Source organism: Pseudomonas sp. H26/SER47-MNA-CIBAN-0231 (genome assembly GCF_040310465.1).
GTDB classification, from domain to species: Bacteria; Pseudomonadota; Gammaproteobacteria; order Pseudomonadales; family Pseudomonadaceae; genus Aquipseudomonas; species Aquipseudomonas atacamensis.
In genome coordinates this window covers 57184-77242 of sequence record NZ_JBEOPW010000015.1, presented here as the reverse complement: position 1 = coordinate 77242, position 20059 = coordinate 57184, and the positions used below count along the sequence as shown (strand labels likewise).

The following is a 20059-nucleotide window of genomic DNA, read 5'->3' as shown; positions in this document are numbered from 1 at the left end:
GCGCGTCAGTCGCGCTCCCAATCTTTACATAGGCTTTCCCCTGAAATGATGGACATCAACGAGATTCGCGAATACCTGCCTCACCGTTACCCGTTCCTGCTGGTGGACCGGGTGGTGGAACTGGACACTGAAGGCAAGCGAATTCGCGCCTACAAGAATGTCAGCATCAATGAGCCGTTCTTCAACGGTCACTTCCCTGCGCATCCAATCATGCCGGGCGTGCTGATCATCGAAGCGATGGCTCAGGCTGCCGGGATCCTCGGTTTCAAGATGCTCGACGTCAAACCGGCCGACGGCACCCTGTATTACTTCGTCGGTTCCGACAAGCTGCGCTTCCGCCAGCCAGTCAAGCCGGGCGATCAGTTGATCCTTGAAGCGACCTTCATCAGCTGCAAGCGCAAGATCTGGAAGTTCGAGTGCCAGGCTTCGGTGGACGGCAAGCCGGTCTGCTCGGCAGAAATCATCTGCGCGGAACAGAAAGTATGAGTTTGATTGACCCTCGCGCAATCATCGATCCGTCCGCCGTTCTGGCTGACGGCGTCGAGGTCGGCCCGTGGTCGATCATCGGCGCAGGTGTGGAAATCGGCGAGGGTACCGTGATCGGGCCGCACGTGATCCTCAAGGGGCCGACCCGCATTGGTAAGCACAATCGCATCTACCAGTTTTCTTCGGTAGGCGAAGACACCCCGGATCTGAAGTACAAAGGCGAGGAAACCCGCCTGGTGATCGGCGACCACAACGTCATCCGTGAAGGCGTGACCATTCACCGTGGCACCGTGCAGGACCGTTCGGAAACCACCCTGGGTGATCACAACCTGATCATGGCCTATGCCCACATCGGCCATGACAGCGTCATCGGCAACCACTGCATTCTGGTCAACAACACTGCGTTGGCCGGGCATGTACACGTTGACGACTGGGCGATCCTCTCCGGTTTCACCCTGGTGCATCAGTACTGCCACATCGGCGCCCACAGCTTTTCCGGCATGGGCACGGCGATCGGCAAGGATGTTCCGGCGTTCGTCACCGTGTTCGGCAACCCGGCCGAAGCGCGCAGCATGAACTTCGAAGGCATGCGCCGTCGCGGTTTCAGCGAAGACGCAATTCATGCGCTGCGCCGCGCCTACAAGACGGTCTATCGCCAGGGCCTGACGGTCGAGCAGGCGTTGGCCGAACTGGCCGAGTCGTCTGCGCAGTTCCCTGAAGTCGCCGTGTTCCGCGATTCGATCCAGGCATCGACTCGCGGCATCACCCGCTGATCATGGCCAATCTGCGTATTGCGCTGGTGGCGGGTGAGGCTTCCGGTGACATTCTCGGCGCCGGCCTCATGCGTGCGCTCAAGGCTCAGCATCCGGCAGTCGAGTTCATCGGTGTCGGCGGTCCGCTGATGCAGGCCGAAGGCCTGACCTCGTACTTCCCCATGGAGCGCCTGTCGGTCATGGGCCTGGTCGAAGTCCTCGGTCGGCTGCGTGAGTTGCTCAAGCGCCGCAAGGAGCTGATCGCCACGCTCATCGCCGCGAAACCGGACGTGTTCATCGGCATAGATGCGCCGGATTTCAACCTCAATATCGAACTCAAGCTGCGTCAGGCCGGGATCAAGACCGTGCATTACGTCAGCCCGTCGGTATGGGCGTGGCGGCAGAAGCGGGTGCTGAAGATCCGCGAAGGCTGCGATCTGATGCTGACCCTGTTGCCGTTCGAAGCGAAATTCTACGAAGAGAAAGGCGTGCCGGTGCGTTTCGTCGGTCACACCTTGGCCGATACCATTCCGCTGCAAGCCGACCGCGCCGCTGCACGCGCCGAGCTGGGTTTGCCCGACGGTCCGCTGGTAGCGTTGATGCCGGGCAGCCGTGGCGGTGAAGTCAGTCGCCTCGGTGCGCTGTTCCTCGACACCGCCGAACGTCTGCGCGCGATGCGTCCGGGCGTGCGCTTTGTCATGCCTTGTGCAAACCCGGAACGCCGGGTGCAACTCGAGGCCTTGCTTGCTGGCCGGGATTTGCCGGTAACCTTGCTCGACGGTAAATCTCATCTGGCCCTGGCCGCGTGCAACGCGGTGTTGATCGCCTCCGGCACTGCTACCCTTGAAGCGCTGCTGTACAAGCGGCCGATGGTGGTGGCGTATCGGTTGGCGCCGCTGACGTTCTGGATTCTCAAACGCATGGTCAAGAGCCCGTACGTGTCGCTGCCCAATTTGCTTGCTCAGCGCTTGCTGGTGCCGGAGTTGTTGCAGGATGATGCGACTGTCGAGGCCTTGGCGCAGACGCTGTCGCCATTGATCGATGGCGGTGATGAACAGACCCGTGGCTTCGACGAGATCCACCGCACGCTGCGGCGCGATGCTTCCAATCAGGCGGCGCAAGCCGTCCTTGACCTGATCGGCAAACCACAATGAGCAAGACAAGCATGCAAATGGGCCTGGATTTCACTCTGGTAGCCGAAGTCGAAGAACTGGTCGCCGGTGTTGATGAAGTCGGTCGTGGCCCGTTGTGCGGTGCGGTGGTGACGGCGGCAGTGATTCTCGATCCGAACCGGCCGATCCTCGGCCTCGACGATTCGAAAAAACTCACCGAAGCCAAGCGCGAAAAACTCTACGACGAGATCTGCGAGAAAGCCCTGAGCTGGTGCATCGCCCGTGCCGAAGTTGAAGAAATCGACGATCTGAATATCCTCCACGCGACCATGCTGGCCATGCAGCGCGCGGTTGCCGGTCTGCATATTCAGCCGAAGCTGGCGATGATCGACGGTAACCGCTGCCCGCATTTGCCGATGCGTGCCGAGGCGGTGATTCAGGGCGACGGCAAGGTGCCGGCGATCGCGGCGGCGTCGATTCTGGCCAAGGTCAGTCGTGACCGCGAAATGGCGGCGTTCGAATTGATCTACCCGGGCTACGGCATCGGTGGCCACAAAGGCTATCCGACGCCCGTTCATCTGGAAGCGCTGGCGCGGCTCGGCCCGACGCCGATTCACCGCCGCTCGTTCGCCCCGGTACGCCTGGCTTACGAGGCGCGGGAAAGCCTGACGCAGGTTTAGGCGCAAGGCTGATGTTTTATTCGAGGCCCGGTACAATCCGGGCCTCGTTGTCTCTATGTAACTGGACAGGATCACTATGCCGGCTTCATTCGTTCATCTACGCCTGCACACTGAATACTCCCTGGTCGACGGGCTGGTGCGGATCAAGCCGCTGGTCAAAGCGCTGACCGCCATGAACATGCCGGCGGTCGCGGTCACCGACCAGAACAACATGTGTTCCCTGGTCAAGTTCTATAAAAACGCCATGGGCGCCGGCATCAAGCCGATTTGCGGCGCCGACCTGTGGCTGGCGAACAAGGACCCGGATGCGCCGCTGAGTCGCCTCAGCCTGCTGGTGATGAACGCTCAGGGTTATCGCAATCTCACCGAGCTGATCTCGCGCGGCTTCATCGAAGGCCAGCGCAACGGCATGGTCATCGTCGAGCGCGAATGGGTGGCTGAGGCCAACGAAGGTTTGATCATGCTGTCCGCCGCCAAAGAAGGCGAGATCGGCATGGCCATGATCGGCGGCAACCCGGCGGAAGCCGAATCGCTGGCCCGCGAGTGGATGGCGGTGTTCCCGGATCGTTTCTATCTGGAAATCCAGCGCACCAACCGCCCCAACGATGAAGAACAGCTGCATGGCGCCGTGGCGCTGGCCGACAAGCTCGGTGCGCCGCTGGTGGCGACCAACGATGTGCGTTTCATCAAGCAGGAAGACTTCGCCGCACACGAAACCCGCGTGTGCATCGGTGAGGGCCGCGCCCTCGATGACCCGCGCCGCTCGAAGAATTACAGCGATCAGCAATACCTGAAAAGCGCCGAGGAAATGCTCGAGCTGTTCAGCGATATTCCCGACGCCATCGAAAACACCGTCGAGATCGCCAAGCGCTGCAACATCGAAGTGAAGCTGGGCACGCACTTCCTGCCCAACTTCCCGATTCCCGATGGCATGACCATCGACGAATATTTCCGCAAGGTCTCCTTCGAAGGGCTCGAAGAACGCCTGGCGGTGCTGCTGCCCAAGGACACCACCGAAGACTACGAAGCCAAGCGCCAGGTCTACGTCGACCGCCTGAATTTCGAGCTGGATATCATCATCCAGATGGGCTTCCCCGGTTACTTCCTGATCGTGATGGACTTTATCCAGTGGGCCAAGAACAACGGCGTACCGGTAGGTCCGGGCCGTGGGTCGGGTGCCGGATCGCTGGTGGCTTACGTACAGAAGATCACCGACCTCGACCCGCTGGAATATGACCTGCTGTTCGAACGTTTCCTCAACCCGGAACGGGTCTCGATGCCCGACTTCGACGTCGACTTCTGCATGGACGGCCGTGACCGGGTGATCGATTACGTGGCCGAGAAATACGGCCGCAATGCGGTGAGCCAGATCATCACCTTCGGTTCCATGGCCGCCAAGGCTGTGGTCCGTGACGTGGCGCGGGTGCAGGGCAAGTCCTATGGCCTGGCGGATCGTCTGTCGAAGATGATTCCGTTCGAAGTCGGCATGACCCTGGAAAAAGCCTACGAGCAGGAAGAGATCCTGCGTGACTTCATCAAGGTCGATGAAGAAGCGGCGGAAATCTGGGAGATGGCGCGCAAACTCGAGGGCGTGGTGCGTAACGTCGGCAAACACGCCGGTGGTGTGGTAATCGCGCCGACCAAACTGACCGACTTCTCGCCGATCTATTGCGACGAGGCCGGTGACGGTCTGGTGACCCAGTTCGACAAGGACGACGTTGAGGCCGCCGGTCTGGTGAAGTTCGACTTCCTCGGCCTGCGTACCCTGACGATCATCGACTGGGCGCTGAAAACCATCAACCGCGACCGCGCCAAGGTCAACGAGCCGCCGCTGGATATCGCCTTTATCCCGCTGGACGACAAGCCGACCTACCAGTTGCTGCAAAAAGCCGAAACCACGGCGGTGTTCCAGCTTGAATCCCGGGGCATGAAAGAGCTGATCAAAAAGCTCAAGCCCGACTGCCTGGAAGACTTGATCGCACTGGTGGCACTGTTTCGTCCGGGCCCGCTGCAATCGGGCATGGTGGACGACTTCATCAACCGTAAGCACGGTCGCGCCGAACTGGCGTATCCGCACTCGGACTACCAGTATGACGGCCTGAAGCCGGTACTCGCGCCGACTTACGGCATCATCCTGTATCAGGAACAGGTGATGCAGATTGCTCAGGTCATGGCCGGTTACACCCTCGGCGGTGCGGACATGCTGCGTCGAGCGATGGGTAAGAAAAAGCCTGAAGAAATGGCCAAGCAGCGCGGCGGTTTCATTGAGGGTTGCGCGACCAACGGGATCGATGCGGATCTTGCCGGTAACATTTTCGACCTGGTGGAAAAGTTCGCCGGTTACGGCTTCAACAAATCCCACTCCGCCGCTTACGGCCTGGTGTCGTACCAGACTGCCTGGCTGAAAGCTCACTACCCGGCGCCGTTCATGGCTGCGGTACTCTCGGCGGATATGCACAACACCGACAAGGTCGTGACCTTGATCGAGGAAGTGCGGACGATGAAGCTGCGCCTCGATGCGCCGGACGTGAACACTTCGGAGTTCAAGTTCACGGTGAACGACGACGGCCGCATCGTTTACGGCCTCGGCGCGATCAAAGGCGTCGGTGAAGGTCCGGTGGAAGCGATCACCGAAGCGCGTCAGGCCGGTCCGTTCAAGGATCTGTTCGATTTCTGCGCGCGGGTCGACCTCAAGCGCATCAACAAGCGCACCCTCGACGGACTGATTCGCAGCGGCGCGCTGGATCGCCTCGGCCCGTATTTCCACGACGAACAAAAGGCCTATCAAGCCAACATCGACCGTAACCGCGCGGTATTGCTGGCGGCGATGGAAGAGGCGATCAAGGCGGCCGAGCAGACTGCGCGGACCCACGACTCTGGTCACGCCGACCTGTTTGGCGGCTTGTTCGTCGAAGAAGATGCCGACGTCTACGCGTCCCATCGCAAGGCCAAGGAGCTGACTCTCAAGGAACGCCTCAAGGGTGAAAAAGACACCCTGGGCCTGTACCTGACCGGTCACCCGATCGACGAATACGAAGGCGAGATCCGCCGTTTCGCCCGCCAGCGCATCATCGACCTGAAACCGGCGCGTGACACGCAAACCGTAGCGGGGATGATCATTGCCCTGCGGGTGATGAAGAACAAGAAAGGCGACAAGATGGGCTTCATCACCCTCGACGACCGTTCCGGGCGGATCGAAGCGTCGCTGTTTGCCGATGCGTTCCATTCGGCGCAATCACTGTTGCAGACCGACGCGATGGTGGTGGTCGAAGGCGAGGTCAGCAACGACGACTTCTCCGGCGGCCTGCGCCTGCGGGTCAAGCGCGTGATGAGCATGGAAGATGCGCGGACCAATCTGGCCGAGAGCCTGCGCCTGAAGCTGCACACCCAGGATCTCAAAGGCGATCAGCTACGCTGGTTGGGCGAACTGCTCAAGCGTCATCGCGGCGCGTGCCCGGTGACCATGGAGTACACCAGCCCGGATGCGAAGACCTTGCTGCAGTTCGGCGAGACCTGGCGGATCGACCCGGCGGATACCTTGATTCAAGCCCTGCGTGACCAGTTCGGGCGAGACAACGTCTTCCTCCAATACCGTTGACCGGCAAGTGCCATCATTGCGCTTGCCCGCAACCTGAATTTTTAATCTCGACCTCAGCGCGCCTCTCCCTTAAGGTAGGGCGCGAATAGACAACCGGCCGGCCCAAGCTCACTTGGGACACGACCCAAGACGGACGCCTATGAACCCGAATTTTCTAGATTTCGAACAGCCGATCGCCGACCTGCAAGCCAAGATCGAAGAGTTGCGCTTGGTCGGTAATGACAATTCGCTGAATATCGGCGATGAGATCTCCCGCCTGCAGGACAAGAGCAAGACGCTGACCGAAGATATCTTCGGCAAGCTGACCAGCTGGCAGATCGCACGCCTGGCGCGTCACCCGAAACGCCCGTATACCCTCGATTACATCGAGCACATCTTCACCGAGTTCGACGAACTGCACGGCGACCGTCATTTCTCCGACGACGCTGCCATCGTTGGCGGTATCGCCCGTCTGGAAGACCAGCCGGTGATGATCATCGGCCACCAGAAGGGCCGTGAAGTGCGTGAGAAAGTTCGCCGCAACTTCGGCATGCCGCGTCCGGAAGGCTACCGCAAGGCCTGCCGTCTGATGGAGATGGCCGAGCGCTTCAAGATGCCTATCCTGACTTTCATCGACACCCCGGGTGCCTACCCTGGCATCGACGCTGAAGAGCGCAACCAGAGCGAAGCGATTGCCTGGAACCTGCGTGTGATGGCGCGGTTGAAGACCCCGATCATCGCCACCGTAATTGGTGAGGGTGGTTCCGGCGGCGCACTGGCCATCGGCGTCTGCGATCAATTGAACATGCTGCAATATTCGACCTACGCGGTGATCTCGCCAGAAGGTTGCGCATCGATCCTGTGGAAGACTGCCGAGAAAGCACCGGATGCCGCAGAAGCAATGGGCATCACCGCTGAGCGTCTGAAAGGCCTGGGTATCGTCGACAAAGTGATCAGCGAGCCACTGGGCGGCGCCCATCGTGACCCGGCTGCTGCCGCCGCTTCGATCCGCGCCGAGCTGAGCTCGCAACTGGCGATGCTCAAGCAGTTCGATAACGAAGCGCTGCTCAAGCGCCGTTACGATCGCCTGATGAGCTACGGTCTCTAATCAGACGCGTGCTATCCCTGTGGGAGCGAGCCTGCTCGCGAAACCGGTATGACAGTCGACGAAATTGTTGAATGTCAAATCGCTTTCGCGAGCAGGCTCGCTCCCACAGAGGACCAGGAAAAGGTGCAGATATGGGCCAGTCCCCGATTGATTTGCCATCCCGTCTTCTGCTGAACCTTGAGCCCTGGCGCCACGTCGCTCACTGGCGCATCGCCTTCTCCGGTGGCCTCGATTCCACCGTCCTCCTGCATCTGCTCGCCACCCTGGCGAACACTGAATCCCTCCCTGCGCTCAGCGCCATTCATATCCACCACGGCCTTCAGGCTGCGGCCGATGCGTGGCCGCAACATTGCCAAGACGTTTGCGATGCGCTGGGCGTGCCGCTGCAAGTGAAGCGGGTGACCGTAAAGGGCGGGGCGAGCCTGGAGCGGGCGGCGCGGGATGCGCGTTACGCGGTGTTCAGTTCGCTGACGCAGACCAATGACGTGTTGCTGACTGGCCAGCACCGCGATGACCAAGCGGAAACGCTGCTGTTTCGGCTGTTGCGCGGTGCCGGTGTACGCGGACTCGGCGCAATGCCGCAGCGGCGCCCAGTGGGGCAGGGCACGCTGGTTCGACCGTTGCTCGACGTCAGCCGCGCCGAGCTGGAAAGTTATGCACAGGCGCATCAGTTGCGCTGGATCGAAGACCCGTCGAATCAGGATCACCAGTTTTCCCGCAACTACCTGCGCCATCAAGTCATGCCGCTGCTGGCCGAGCGCTGGCCGCAAGCGCAGGCCAGCATGGCGCGAACGGCTGCGCATCTGCGTGAGGCGCAGGGCTTGCTCGATGAGCTGGCGCAGATTGATCTCGCCCAAGCCGAAACGCCCCATGAATTCGCTTGGCTGGGTGTGCCATCGCTGGAGCTGACACCATTGACGGCGTTGTCTGACGCGCGCCAGCGAAATGCCCTCAGCCACTGGCTCGAACCATTGACCCGGCTGCCGGATGCTGACCATTGGTCGGGTTGGACAACGCTGTGCAATGCCGGCGCCGACGCTTCTCCGATCTGGCGTCTGGCCGACGGCGAGCTGCACCGCAGCGCCGGGCGCGTCTGGTGGCTGAGCGGCAATTGGTTGCGCACGCCAGTGATCGGCGCCGACTGGCAGACCCCGACTTCAGCGCTACGCTTGCCGGATAACGGACGCGTCATGCTCCACGGGCAAGCTCCAGCCGGGCCTTTGCGTATTGCCTATCGGCAGGGCGGTGAGGTCATGCAACTGGCCGAGCGCGGTAGCCGGGATCTCAAGCGTCTGCTCAACGAGCGCGCGGTGCCGGCCTTCGTGCGTGGCAGATTGCCGCTGCTGTTTCGTGACGAAGAATTGCTCGCCGTGGCGAACCAGCCGGGTCTTGATGGTCAGATGGACGAAGGCTGGACATTGCACTGGCAGCCAACAGACGAAGATCAAGGTTTGAGCTGAAAGGAGCATTCCGGTAGACTACGCTCCCTTCTTGATACAACTTCTGTGGATTCGCCTGAATTGCAGGAGTTGCCGATTACCAAGCAGTCTTTGCTGGGCGATTCCAAAAAATGTGTAGCGAGCAACGTACCGGTGTTTCATCTGCCGGTCTGTCACAACGCGGCGGTTTTTTCGAAAGGTGCACTGTGATTAATGCAGGTGATCGGGGGCTTCGGCCTTCCTTCGCTTTCCCCGGCGGCTCGTTCCGCTTTAACGCAGACTTCTAGGGTTTTTCATGACGCGCTACATATTCGTCACGGGCGGTGTTGTTTCTTCATTGGGGAAGGGCATTGCCTCGGCTTCATTGGCGGCTATCCTGGAGGCGCGGGGGCTTAAGGTCACCATGCTGAAGCTGGATCCGTACATCAACGTCGATCCAGGCACCATGAGTCCGTTCCAGCACGGTGAAGTGTTCGTCACCCATGACGGCGCCGAGACCGACCTGGATCTGGGGCACTACGAGCGGTTCATCCGCACGACCATGACCCAGAACAACAACTTCACCACCGGCCGTGTCTACGAGCACGTGCTGCGCAAAGAGCGCCGTGGCGACTACCTGGGTGCAACCATCCAGGTAATCCCGCATATCACCGACGAAATCAAGCGCCGCATCATCAAGGGTGCCGGTGACGCTGACGTGGCGATGGTCGAAATCGGTGGCACCGTCGGTGACATCGAGTCGCAACCGTTCCTCGAAGCCATCCGCCAGTTGCGTTTCGAAGTCGGCGCCAAGCGCGCGATGCTGATGCATCTGACGCTGGTGCCGTACATCGCCACCGCTGGCGAAACCAAGACCAAACCGACCCAGCACTCCGTCAAGGAACTGCGTTCGATCGGTCTGCAGCCAGACGTGCTGGTGTGCCGTTCCGATCACCCGATCGACGTGTCCTCGCGTCGCAAGATCGCCCAGTTCACCAACGTTGAAGAGCGTGCGGTAATCGCGCTGGAAGACGCCGATACCATCTACAAGATCCCGGGCATCCTGCATTCGCAGGGTCTGGACGATTTCGTCGTTGAGCGTTTCGGTCTGCAGTGCGGCAGCGCCGACCTGTCCGAGTGGGACGCAGTGGTCGATGCCAAGCTGAACCCGGAACACGAAGTGACCATCGCCATGGTCGGCAAGTACATGGAACTGCTCGACGCCTACAAGTCGCTGATCGAAGCGATGAGTCATGCCGGTATCAGCAACCGCACCAAGGTCAACCTGCGCTACATCGATTCCGAAGACATCGAGAACCAGGGCACTGCGCTGCTCGAAGGTGTCGACGCGATTCTGGTGCCGGGCGGCTTCGGTCTGCGTGGCGTGGAAGGCAAGATCACTGCCGTTCAGTACGCTCGCGAAAACAAGGTTCCGTACCTCGGCATCTGCCTGGGCATGCAAGTGGCGGTCATCGAGTTCGCCCGTAACGTGCTGGGCTGGAAAGACGCCAACTCCACCGAGTTCGATCGTGCCAGCGGCCATCCGGTTGTCGGTCTGATCACCGAGTGGGAAGACGCCACCGGCGCTGTCGAAGTGCGTACCGAAGCGTCCGATCTGGGCGGCACCATGCGTCTCGGCGCACAGGATTGCCTGCTTGAGCCGGGCTCCAAAGTCCATGATTGCTACGGCAAGGACGTGATCGTTGAGCGTCACCGTCACCGTTACGAAGTGAACAACAACCTGCTGCCGCAGATCATCGAAGCCGGCCTGAAGATTTCCGGTCGCTCCGCCGATGCTGCGCTGGTCGAAGTGGTTGAAGCGCCGGATCATCCATGGTTCGTCGCCTGCCAGTTCCACCCTGAGTTCACCTCGACCCCACGCGACGGTCATCCGCTGTTCAGCGGTTTCGTCAAAGCCGCGTTGGCTCAACACCAGAAGAAGGCGTAACCCGATGGCACAGAAGATCATCCGCGTCGGCGACATCGAGATTGCCAACGACAAACCCATGGTCCTGTTCGGCGGCATGAACGTGCTGGAAAGCCGTGACATGGCCATGCAGGTTTGCGAAGAGTACGTGAAGGTCACCGAGAAACTCGGTATCCCTTACGTGTTCAAGGCCAGCTTCGACAAGGCCAACCGTTCTTCTGTGACCTCGTATCGCGGTCCTGGCCTGGAAGAGGGCATGCGCATCTTCCAGGACATCAAGCAAGCGTTCGGCGTGCCGATCATCACCGACGTCCACGAGCCGGATCAGGCTGCGGTCGTCGCTGAAGTCTGCGACATCATTCAGCTGCCGGCCTTCCTGTCGCGCCAGACCGATCTGGTTGTCGCGATGGCCAAGACCAATGCCGTGATCAACATCAAGAAAGCCCAGTTCCTCGCGCCTCAGGAAATGAAACACATCCTGAACAAGTGCGTGGAAGCCGGTAACGATCAGTTGATTCTCTGCGAGCGTGGTTCGAGCTTCGGCTACAACAACCTCGTGGTCGACATGCTCGGCTTCGGCATCATGAAGCAGTTCGAATACCCGGTGTTCTTCGACGTGACCCACTCGCTGCAAATGCCTGGCGGTCGTGCCGACTCCGCCGGCGGTCGCCGTGCCCAGGTTCTGGATCTGGCCAAGGCCGGCATGAGCCAGTCGCTGGCGGGTCTGTTCCTCGAAGCGCATCCGGATCCGGACAACGCCAAATGCGACGGCCCTTGCGCCTTGCGTCTGGACAAACTGGAGCCATTCCTGGCCCAGCTCAAAGCTCTGGACGAACTGGTGAAGAGTTTTCCGACGGTAGAAACCGCGTAACGCTCGATTCTCCGGTAAAGTACCGCACGATTTGTCGCTCATGCCCTCGGGCGTGAGCGTTGTCGTCTGCAAGTCTGCCCGCTGTACTTCGCTTGCCGACGATAAAGATTTCTTCTAGCTGCGTCGTTTTCGTCAACTTTGGAGTGTTTACAACAATGGCAAAAATCGTCGACATCAAAGGTCGTGAAGTTCTCGACTCCCGTGGCAATCCCACCGTGGAAGCGGACGTGCTTCTCGACAACGGCATCATCGGCAGCGCCTGCGCGCCGTCCGGTGCATCCACTGGCTCGCGTGAAGCGCTCGAGCTGCGTGATGGCGACAAGAGCCGTTACCTGGGCAAGGGCGTGCTCAAGGCGGTAGCCAACATCAACGGTCCGATCCGCGATCTGCTGCTGGGCACCGACCCGAGCGACCAGAAAGCCCTCGACCAAGCGATGATCAAGCTCGACGGTACCGAAAACAAAGCGACCCTGGGCGCCAACGCCATCCTCGCCGTGTCCCTGGCTGCGGCCAAGGCAGCTGCGCAGGATCAGGATCTGCCGCTGTACGCACACATCGCCAACCTCAACGGCACCCCGGGTGTGTACTCGATGCCGGTCCCGATGATGAACATCATCAACGGTGGCGAGCACGCCGATAACAACGTCGACATCCAGGAATTCATGGTCCAGCCAGTTGGCGCGAAGTCTTTCTCGGAAGGTCTGCGCATGGGCACCGAGATTTTCCATCACTTGAAAGCCGTGCTGAAGGCCCGTGGCCTGAGCACCGCCGTTGGCGACGAAGGCGGTTTCGCACCGAACCTGGCTTCCAACGAAGACGCGCTGAAAGTGATCTCCGAAGCTGTGGCCAACGCCGGTTACAAGCTGGGCACCGACGTGACCCTGGCACTGGACTGCGCCGCGAGCGAGTTCTACGAAGACGGCAAGTACAACCTGTCCGGTGAAGGCCAGGTGTTCACTGCTGAAGGTTTCGCCGACTACCTCAAAGGCCTGACCGAGCGTTACCCGATCATCTCCATCGAAGACGGTCTGGACGAATCCGACTGGGCTGGCTGGAAAATCCTCACCGACAAGATCGGCGAGAAGACCCAGCTGGTGGGCGACGACCTGTTCGTGACCAATACCAAGATCCTCAAAGAAGGCATCGATAAAAAGATCGCCAACTCGATCCTGATCAAGTTCAACCAGATCGGCACCCTGACCGAAACCCTGGAAGCCATCCAGATGGCCAAGGCTGCCGGTTACACCGCCGTGATCTCGCACCGCTCCGGCGAAACCGAAGATTCGACCATTGCCGACCTGGCTGTGGGCACCTCGGCTGGCCAGATCAAGACCGGTTCGCTGTGCCGCTCCGACCGCGTTTCCAAGTACAACCAACTGCTGCGTATCGAAGAGCAGTTGAACGGCAAGGCCAAGTACAACGGCCGTGCCGAGTTCCGCGGTTAAGCGCAACCTGATCAAAGGACACCGGATTGTGTCGGAAAAGTCGTGACAGCGATGGATTTGCCACTAATCTGATGCCTTAAGCACAAGCCTGGATCTTTCCAGGCTTCGTGCTATCAGATGCTGCAACATTATGCGTGGCTGTCTTTTTTCACTGGATACCTGATATTCGATGCGCAGTCCTTACTGGTTGTTTCTTGTTTTGCTCTTGCTGCTGGCCGGTCTGCAGTACCGCCTGTGGGTGGGCAATGGCAGTCTGGCGCAGGTCGCCGAGCTGAAACAGCAGATCGCCGAGCAACATGCCGAAAACGAAGGCCTGCTGGAGCGCAACCGGGTGATGGACGCTGAAGTCAGCGAGCTGAAGAAAGGCATGGAGACCGTCGAAGAGCGGGCTCGTCACGAACTGGGCATGGTCAAGGACGGCGAAACCCTTTACCAGTTGGCCCAATGATCGATTCCCTGCCGGCCTTCTGGGCCGTGATTCCTGCTGCGGGCGTCGGTGCCCGAATGGCCGCGGACCGTCCCAAGCAATATCTGCAACTGGGCGGGCGCACAATTCTCGAACACAGCCTCGGCTGTTTCCTTGATCACCCGAGCCTCAAGGGCCTGGTGGTCAGTCTTGCTGTCGATGATCCCTATTGGCCGAATCTGGCATGCGTCAACGATCCGCGCATTCAGCGGGTTGATGGCGGGGCGGAGCGTTCCGCTTCGGTGCTAAACGCCTTGCTGCATCTGCATGCGCAAGGTGCCGACGATGACGATTGGGTGCTGGTGCACGATGCGGCCCGGCCGAATCTGAGTCGCGATGATCTCGACAAGTTGCTTGCCGAACTCGCGGATGACCCGGTCGGCGGTCTGTTGGCGGTTCCTGCTCGCGACACGCTAAAACGCGTTGATGACAACGGACGTGTGGTTGAAACCGTGGATCGCAGCGTGATCTGGCAGGCGTATACACCGCAGATGTTCCGCCTCGGTGCGTTGCATCGGGCGTTGGCCGACAGCCTGGTTGCGGATGCCGTGATCACCGATGAAGCTTCGGCGATGGAATGGGCCGGTCTGGCACCGCGTCTGATCGAAGGGCGGGCGGATAACCTCAAGGTGACTCGGCCGGAAGACCTGGAGTGGTTGCGCCAGCGATGGGCTAACCGCCGCTGATTGCTGTGGCGCCCATTGCGCCGCCTTCGCGAGCAAGCTCGCTCCCACATTTGATTTGCGCCTGACACCAGATTTGCAGTCACTGCACGTCCACTGTGGGAGCGAGCTTGCTCGCGAAGGCGGCCGCACGAACAACCCATCACTCAGCTTCGATACTCCGCCCGCTCAGCCAACCCTTCTTTAAGAAAATCCACCAACTTGCGCACCTTCGGCGACAGATGCCGCTGCTGCGGATACAGCGCCCACACCGCCGTATTAGGCGGCTGATGCGCCTCGAGCAAGGAAATCAGCGCGCCGCTGTGCAGGTGCTCGAGCACGTAATAGTCCGGCAACTGACACAATCCGACACCCTGAAGCGCCGCATCCAGCACCGCCTGCCCACTGTTGCAACGCCAGTTGCCCTGCACCCGCTGGGAAAATTCCCGCCCGTTCTGTTCCAGTTGCCAGATATCCGAACTGCCGATCAGGCAATTGTGTCGACTCAATTCCGACAAACTGTGTGGGCGCCCATACCGTTCCAGGTAGGAAGGCGACGCGCACAGGTACATTCTCCGTGGCGCCAGGCGTGTCGCGACCAAGCGCGAATCCTGTAGCCGACCCAGACGAATTGCCAGATCCAGCCCTTCATGCACCAGATCCAGCTGGCGATTGCTCAGCTCGATATCGATACGCAGCTGCGGGTACAGCCCCATGAAGCGAGTCACCAGCGGCACGATAAAGCGTTCGCCGTAGGCCACCGCGCAGGTCATGCGCAGCATGCCTTTCGGTTCGCTGGTCAGATCGCCCACCGCGCGCAACGCTTCTTCGCGGCCGTCCTGCAGGCGCTGGCAATGTTGCAGGAAAGTCTGCCCGGCCTCGGTCAGCGTCACCCGCCGGGTGCTGCGGTAGAGCAGCCGCGTCTGCAAACGCTCTTCGAGCCGTACGATTTGTCGACTGATGTGTGAGGAAGAAACCCCAAGACGCTCGGCAGCGGCAGTGAATTGATTGCATTCGGCGACGGCAACAAACTCGTCGATACCTTCCCAGCGGTTTTCCGACACTTGGATTATCCCTGTATGGCAATAATGTTTTGCTTTGGTCCGGATTATTCCTCAGGAAGCGCTGAACTACACTGTCTGTCTGCTTTTTTATTTATTGGGTTCACTGGAGAGTCAGCATGATCAAGTCGCGCGCCGCCGTTGCCTTCGAGGCCAAGAAGCCGCTGGAAATCGTAGAAGTCGATGTCGCCATGCCCAAGGCCGGTGAAGTATTGCTGCGCGTTGTCGCTTCCGGGGTGTGCCACACCGATGCCTACACCTTGTCCGGCGCAGACCCGGAAGGCATCTTCCCGTCGATCCTCGGCCACGAAGGTGGCGCCATCGTTGAAGCGATCGGCGAGGGCGTGACCTCGGTTGCCGTCGGCGACCACGTCATTCCGCTGTACACCCCGGAATGCGGCCAGTGCAAATTCTGCAAGTCGGGCAAGACCAACCTCTGCCAGGCGATTCGCGCCACCCAAGGCAAGGGCCTGATGCCGGACGGCACTTCGCGCTTTTCCTACAAGGGCGAAACGATTTTCCACTACATGGGGACGTCGACGTTTTCGGAATACACCGTGCTCCCGGAAATCTCCGTGGCCAAGATCTCCAAAGACGCGCCGCTGGAAAAGGTCTGCCTGCTCGGTTGCGGCGTGACCACCGGTATCGGCGCCGTGCTCAATACCGCCAAGGTTAAACCGGGTGACACCGTGGCCATCTTCGGTCTCGGTGGTATTGGCTTGTCGGCCGTGATCGGCGCGGTGAAAGCCAAGGCTGCGCGGATCATTGCGATCGACATCAATCCGGCCAAGTTCGAAATCGCCAAACAACTGGGTGCCACCGATTGCGTGAACCCGAAAGACTTTGATCGTCCGATCCAGGAAGTAATCGTCGACATGACCGATGGCGGCGTCGACTTCTCCTTCGAGTGCATCGGCAATGTGCAACTGATGCGCGCCGCGCTTGAGTGCTGCCACAAAGGCTGGGGCGAGTCGGTCATCATCGGTGTCGCCGGTGCCGGTCAGGAAATCGCTACCCGTCCGTTCCAGTTGGTTACCGGTCGCGTCTGGCGCGGTTCGGCGTTCGGCGGCGTGCGTGGCCGTACTGAATTGCCGAGTTACGTCGACATGGCCCAGAGCGGCGAAATCCCGCTGGATACTTTCATCACCCACACCATGGGCCTGGAAGATATCAACAAGGCGTTCGACCTGATGCACGAAGGCAAGAGCATCCGCACCGTCATTCATTTCTAAGGAGCAGCGGCAAGCGACAAGCCACAAGCTGCAAGCAGGCGCAACGCCCTCTTGCAGCTTGAAGCTCGCAGCTTGCGGCTGAAGTGCTATGAATCTGGAAAACATTTCCTGTCAGAAGAGTTTCGGTGGCTGGCACAAGCGTTATCGCCATCGCTCCGAAGTGCTTGATTGCGACATGGTCTTTGCCGTGTACCTGCCGCCGCAAGCGGAGCAGGGCGGCAAGCTGCCGGTGCTGTACTGGTTGTCCGGGCTGACCTGCACCGATGAGAATTTCATGCAGAAGGCCGGTGCGATGCGCGTGGCCGCCGAGCTTGGTTTGATTATCGTCGCCCCGGATACCAGCCCACGCGGTCCGGATGTTCCGGACGATGCAGACAAGGCTTGGGATTTCGGTCTCGGCGCCGGGTTTTATCTGAACGCCACGCAGGAACCGTGGGCGCGGCACTATCAGATGCATGACTATGTCGTGCAGGAATTGCCTGCTCTGGTCGAAGCGCATTTCCCCGCGTCCGACAAGCGCAGTATCAGCGGTCACTCCATGGGCGGCCACGGTGCTTTGGTCTGTGCCTTGCGCAATCCTGGGCGGTATAAATCGGTTTCGGCCTTTTCGCCGATCACCCATCCGATCGATTGCCCGTGGGGTCAGAAGGCCTTTTCCAACTATTTGGGCGAAGACCGTTCGAAGTGGAAGGAGTGGGATGCCTGTGTGCTGATCGCAGAGGCGACGGAGAAGTTGCCGTTGTTGGTCGATCAAGGGGATCGTGACGATTTCCTCGCCACGCAATTGAAACCCGAGGCCTTGCAACACGCAGCAAAACAAGCGGCGCATCCGCTGGAGCTGCGCCTGCAACCTGGCTACGACCACAGCTATTTCTTCATCTCAAGCTTCATTGACGACCACTTGCAGCATCACGCACGCGCTCTGCGCGGTTAATGCAGGTAGAATCACGCCCTGACAAAAATCGGGGCGTTTTTTTATGCGTATTGGCCACGGCTACGATGTGCACCGTTTCGCTGAAGGCGATTTCATTACTCTGGGCGGCGTGCAGATTGCACACGGCTTCGGGCTGCTCGCTCATTCCGACGGTGACGTCCTGCTGCACGCCTTGAGCGATGCCTTGCTCGGCGCGGCGGCGCTGGGTGATATCGGCAAACACTTCCCGGACACCGATCCGCAATTCAAGGGCGCCGACAGCCGTGTGCTGTTGCGTCATGTGGTCAGTCTGATCCACGCCAAGGGCTGGAAAGTCGGCAACGTCGACAACACCATCGTTGCCCAGGCGCCAAAAATGGCGCCGCATATCGAATCGATGCGCGCGCTGATCGCGGCGGATCTTCAAGTTGAGTTGGATCAAGTGAACGTCAAAGCTACCACCACCGAAAAGCTTGGCTTTGTCGGTCGCGAAGAAGGTATCGCCGTGCACTCCGTTGCCTTGTTGCTGCGCGCATGAATGAACTGCAATTACTCGGCCCACGGGCCTATGGCGAACCCCTCGGCACAGCGGTACTGAAAGCCATCGCCGAAGATTTCCAGGTCGATGAAGTGCTGGATATTCCGTTCAGCGGTGACGGCGAACATCTGTGGATCTGGGTGGAAAAGCGCGGCCTCAATACCGAAGAAGCGGCACGGCGGATCGCCAAGGCAGCCGGCGTGCCGTTGCGCACCGTCAGCTATGCCGGCCTCAAAGACCGTCAGGCCCTGACCCGACAGTGGTTCAGCGTGCAACTGCCGGGCAAGGCCGATCCGGATCTGTCGGCGGCGGAAAACGACACGCTGAAGATCCTCAAGACCACGCGCCACAAGCGCAAGCTGCAACGTGGTGCGCATTCGGCTAATGGCTTCACCCTGCGCCTGACTCAATTCAATGGCGACAAAGATGCGATTGAACAGCGCCTGCAACTGATCGCCAAACAAGGCATCCCCAATTATTTCGGCGCTCAGCGCTTCGGCCATGATGGCGGCAACGTTGTCGATGCGCGGGCGTGGGCGGCGCGCAAGGCTTTGCCGGAACAGCGTAATGTGCGATCGCGGTTACTGTCGACGGCGCGCAGCTTTCTGTTCAACCAGGTGCTGGCGGCGCGCGTCGCCGATGGCACCTGGAACACCGCACTGGTGGGCGATCTGTTGGCCTTTACTGACAGCCGCAGCTTTTTCCCGGCCGGCGAAGCCGAATGCAGCGACCCGCGTCTGTCGATTCTCGACCTGCACCCGACCGGTCCGCAGTGGGGCGAAGGTGACTCGCCAACCGCTGGCGCAGTCCATGAACTGGAGCAGGAGATCGCCGCCCGCGAAGCGGATCTGCGTGACTGGTTGATCCACGCCGGCATGAGCCATGAACGTCGCATCCTGCGGCTGCCCATTGGCGGGTTGACGTGGCATTATCCCCAACCTGACATTCTGCAACTGGAATTCGTCCTCCCGGCCGGATGCTTTGCCACCGTATTGGTGCGCGAGCTCGTTGATCTGGTGCCGGTGGGGCAGACGGACAGCCCATGCGTATTCTGATTTCTAACGACGATGGGGTAACCGCGCCCGGTCTCGCCGCGCTTTATGCTGCGCTGGCGGATTACACCGAATGCGTGGTTATCGCCCCGGAGCAGGACAAAAGCGGCGCCAGCAGTTCGCTGACGCTCGACCGTCCGCTGCACCCGCAATACCTGGCCAACGGCTTTATCAGCCTCAACGGCACACCGACCGATTGCATTCACCTGGGCCTCAACGGCTTGCTTGAGCGCGAAGCGGACATGGTGGTTTCCGGCATCAACCTGGGCGCCAACCTCGGTGACGACGTGCTGTATTCCGGAACCGTGGCGGCAGCCCTTGAAGGACGATTTCTCGAGCGCCCATCGTTTGCCTTTTCACTGGTCTCGCGTCAGGTGGATAACCTGCCGACTGCGGCCTACTTTGCGCGCAAACTGGTCGAGGCCCACGCTGGGCTCGATCTGCCACCGCGCACGGTACTCAATGTGAATATTCCCAATCTGCCCATTGATCACATCCGTGGTATCCAGTTGACCCGTCTCGGCCATCGCGCCCGCGCGGCGGCGCCAATGAAAGTGGTCGATCCGCGCGGCAAGGCCGGTTACTGGATCGCCGCTGCCGGCGACGCTGAAGACGGCGGCCCGGGCACCGATTTTCATGCCGTGATGCAGGGCTATGTGTCCATCACACCGTTGCAGCTCGATCGCACTTTCAATGATGCCTTCAGAAGTCTTGATGGCTGGCTGGGGGGGCTGAGCTGATGCGTGAACATGACGACCG

Annotated in this window: 18 protein-coding genes; 17 read left to right on the top strand and 1 reads right to left on the bottom strand. The window is 60.2% G+C overall.

From position 1 onward, the window contains the following. The first annotated feature begins 45 nt into the window (after positions 1–45). The 12 genes from fabZ to ispD all read left to right on the top strand — a co-directional run bounded on the left by fabZ (position 46) and on the right by ispD (position 14528). Entirely contained in the window at positions 46–486 is a 441-nt protein-coding gene (gene fabZ / locus AAEZ10_RS20705; RefSeq protein WP_016771469.1) for a 3-hydroxyacyl-ACP dehydratase FabZ, read from the top strand. Beyond that, entirely contained in the window at positions 483–1259 is a 777-nt protein-coding gene (lpxA, locus tag AAEZ10_RS20700; RefSeq protein ID WP_073476048.1) for an acyl-ACP--UDP-N-acetylglucosamine O-acyltransferase, read from the top strand. Before fabZ ends, lpxA begins: the two co-directional genes overlap by 4 nt. 2 nt (positions 1260–1261) lie before the next feature. Beyond that, the gene (gene lpxB, locus AAEZ10_RS20695) at positions 1262–2392 is read left to right on the top strand and encodes a lipid-A-disaccharide synthase (RefSeq protein ID WP_056783217.1); all 1131 of its coding nucleotides are present in this window, start codon (positions 1262–1264) and stop codon (positions 2390–2392) included. An 11-nt stretch (positions 2393–2403) separates the two neighbouring features. Beyond that, positions 2404–3030: a ribonuclease HII gene (gene rnhB, locus AAEZ10_RS20690; protein ID WP_016771466.1), complete on the top strand. Its 627-nt coding sequence runs from the start codon at positions 2404–2406 to the stop codon at positions 3028–3030. Between the two features lie 76 nt (positions 3031–3106). Next, complete coding sequence (gene dnaE / locus AAEZ10_RS20685; RefSeq protein WP_110645898.1) at positions 3107–6628, top strand: DNA polymerase III subunit alpha; 3522 nt, start codon at positions 3107–3109, stop codon at positions 6626–6628. 139 nt (positions 6629–6767) lie between these two features. Then, complete coding sequence (locus AAEZ10_RS20680; protein WP_016771465.1) at positions 6768–7715, top strand: acetyl-CoA carboxylase carboxyltransferase subunit alpha; 948 nt, start codon at positions 6768–6770, stop codon at positions 7713–7715. A 131-nt stretch (positions 7716–7846) separates the two neighbouring features. Beyond that, positions 7847–9175, top strand: coding sequence for a tRNA lysidine(34) synthetase TilS (gene tilS / locus AAEZ10_RS20675; protein ID WP_350570778.1), 1329 nt, complete (start codon positions 7847–7849; stop codon positions 9173–9175). 274 nt (positions 9176–9449) lie between these two features. Continuing rightward, positions 9450–11081: a CTP synthase gene (gene pyrG / locus AAEZ10_RS20670; protein WP_016771462.1), complete on the top strand. Its 1632-nt coding sequence runs from the start codon at positions 9450–9452 to the stop codon at positions 11079–11081. A 4-nt stretch (positions 11082–11085) separates the two neighbouring features. Then, positions 11086–11931, top strand: coding sequence for a 3-deoxy-8-phosphooctulonate synthase (kdsA, locus tag AAEZ10_RS20665; protein WP_073476037.1), 846 nt, complete (start codon positions 11086–11088; stop codon positions 11929–11931). A 155-nt stretch (positions 11932–12086) separates the two neighbouring features. Continuing rightward, positions 12087–13376: a phosphopyruvate hydratase gene (eno, locus tag AAEZ10_RS20660; RefSeq protein ID WP_041478121.1), complete on the top strand. Its 1290-nt coding sequence runs from the start codon at positions 12087–12089 to the stop codon at positions 13374–13376. Between the two features lie 169 nt (positions 13377–13545). Then, complete coding sequence (ftsB, locus tag AAEZ10_RS20655; RefSeq protein WP_016771460.1) at positions 13546–13824, top strand: cell division protein FtsB; 279 nt, start codon at positions 13546–13548, stop codon at positions 13822–13824. Further along, positions 13821–14528, top strand: coding sequence for a 2-C-methyl-D-erythritol 4-phosphate cytidylyltransferase (gene ispD, locus AAEZ10_RS20650; protein WP_122691745.1), 708 nt, complete (start codon positions 13821–13823; stop codon positions 14526–14528). Before ftsB ends, ispD begins: the two co-directional genes overlap by 4 nt. Positions 14529–14671: 143 nt before the next feature. On the opposite strand, the gene AAEZ10_RS20645 is transcribed toward ispD, so the two are convergent. After that, positions 14672–15568 (bottom strand): LysR substrate-binding domain-containing protein, encoded by an 897-nt coding sequence (locus AAEZ10_RS20645; protein ID WP_073476033.1) that lies wholly within the window; start codon positions 15566–15568, stop codon positions 14672–14674. A gap of 116 nt (positions 15569–15684) precedes the next feature. On the opposite strand from AAEZ10_RS20645, the gene AAEZ10_RS20640 reads away from it, so the two are divergent. The 5 genes from AAEZ10_RS20640 to surE all read left to right on the top strand — a co-directional run bounded on the left by AAEZ10_RS20640 (position 15685) and on the right by surE (position 20040). Continuing rightward, positions 15685–16797, top strand: a complete 1113-nt coding sequence (locus AAEZ10_RS20640; RefSeq protein ID WP_007908835.1) for an S-(hydroxymethyl)glutathione dehydrogenase/class III alcohol dehydrogenase — start codon at positions 15685–15687, stop codon at positions 16795–16797. An 88-nt stretch (positions 16798–16885) separates the two neighbouring features. Next, on the top strand, positions 16886–17731 hold the full coding sequence (gene fghA, locus AAEZ10_RS20635) for an S-formylglutathione hydrolase (protein ID WP_350570773.1): 846 nt from the start codon (positions 16886–16888) through the stop codon (positions 17729–17731). Between the two features lie 43 nt (positions 17732–17774). Continuing rightward, the gene (gene ispF / locus AAEZ10_RS20630; protein WP_039762489.1) at positions 17775–18248 is read left to right on the top strand and encodes a 2-C-methyl-D-erythritol 2,4-cyclodiphosphate synthase; all 474 of its coding nucleotides are present in this window, start codon (positions 17775–17777) and stop codon (positions 18246–18248) included. After that, the gene (gene truD / locus AAEZ10_RS20625; RefSeq protein ID WP_110645902.1) at positions 18245–19303 is read left to right on the top strand and encodes a tRNA pseudouridine(13) synthase TruD; all 1059 of its coding nucleotides are present in this window, start codon (positions 18245–18247) and stop codon (positions 19301–19303) included. Before ispF ends, truD begins: the two co-directional genes overlap by 4 nt. After that, a complete protein-coding gene (gene surE / locus AAEZ10_RS20620; protein WP_024011837.1) occupies positions 19291–20040 on the top strand; it encodes a 5'/3'-nucleotidase SurE in 750 nt (249 codons plus the stop codon). The genes truD and surE overlap by 13 nt, the downstream gene beginning before the upstream one ends. Positions 20041–20059: the final 19 nt, after the last annotated feature.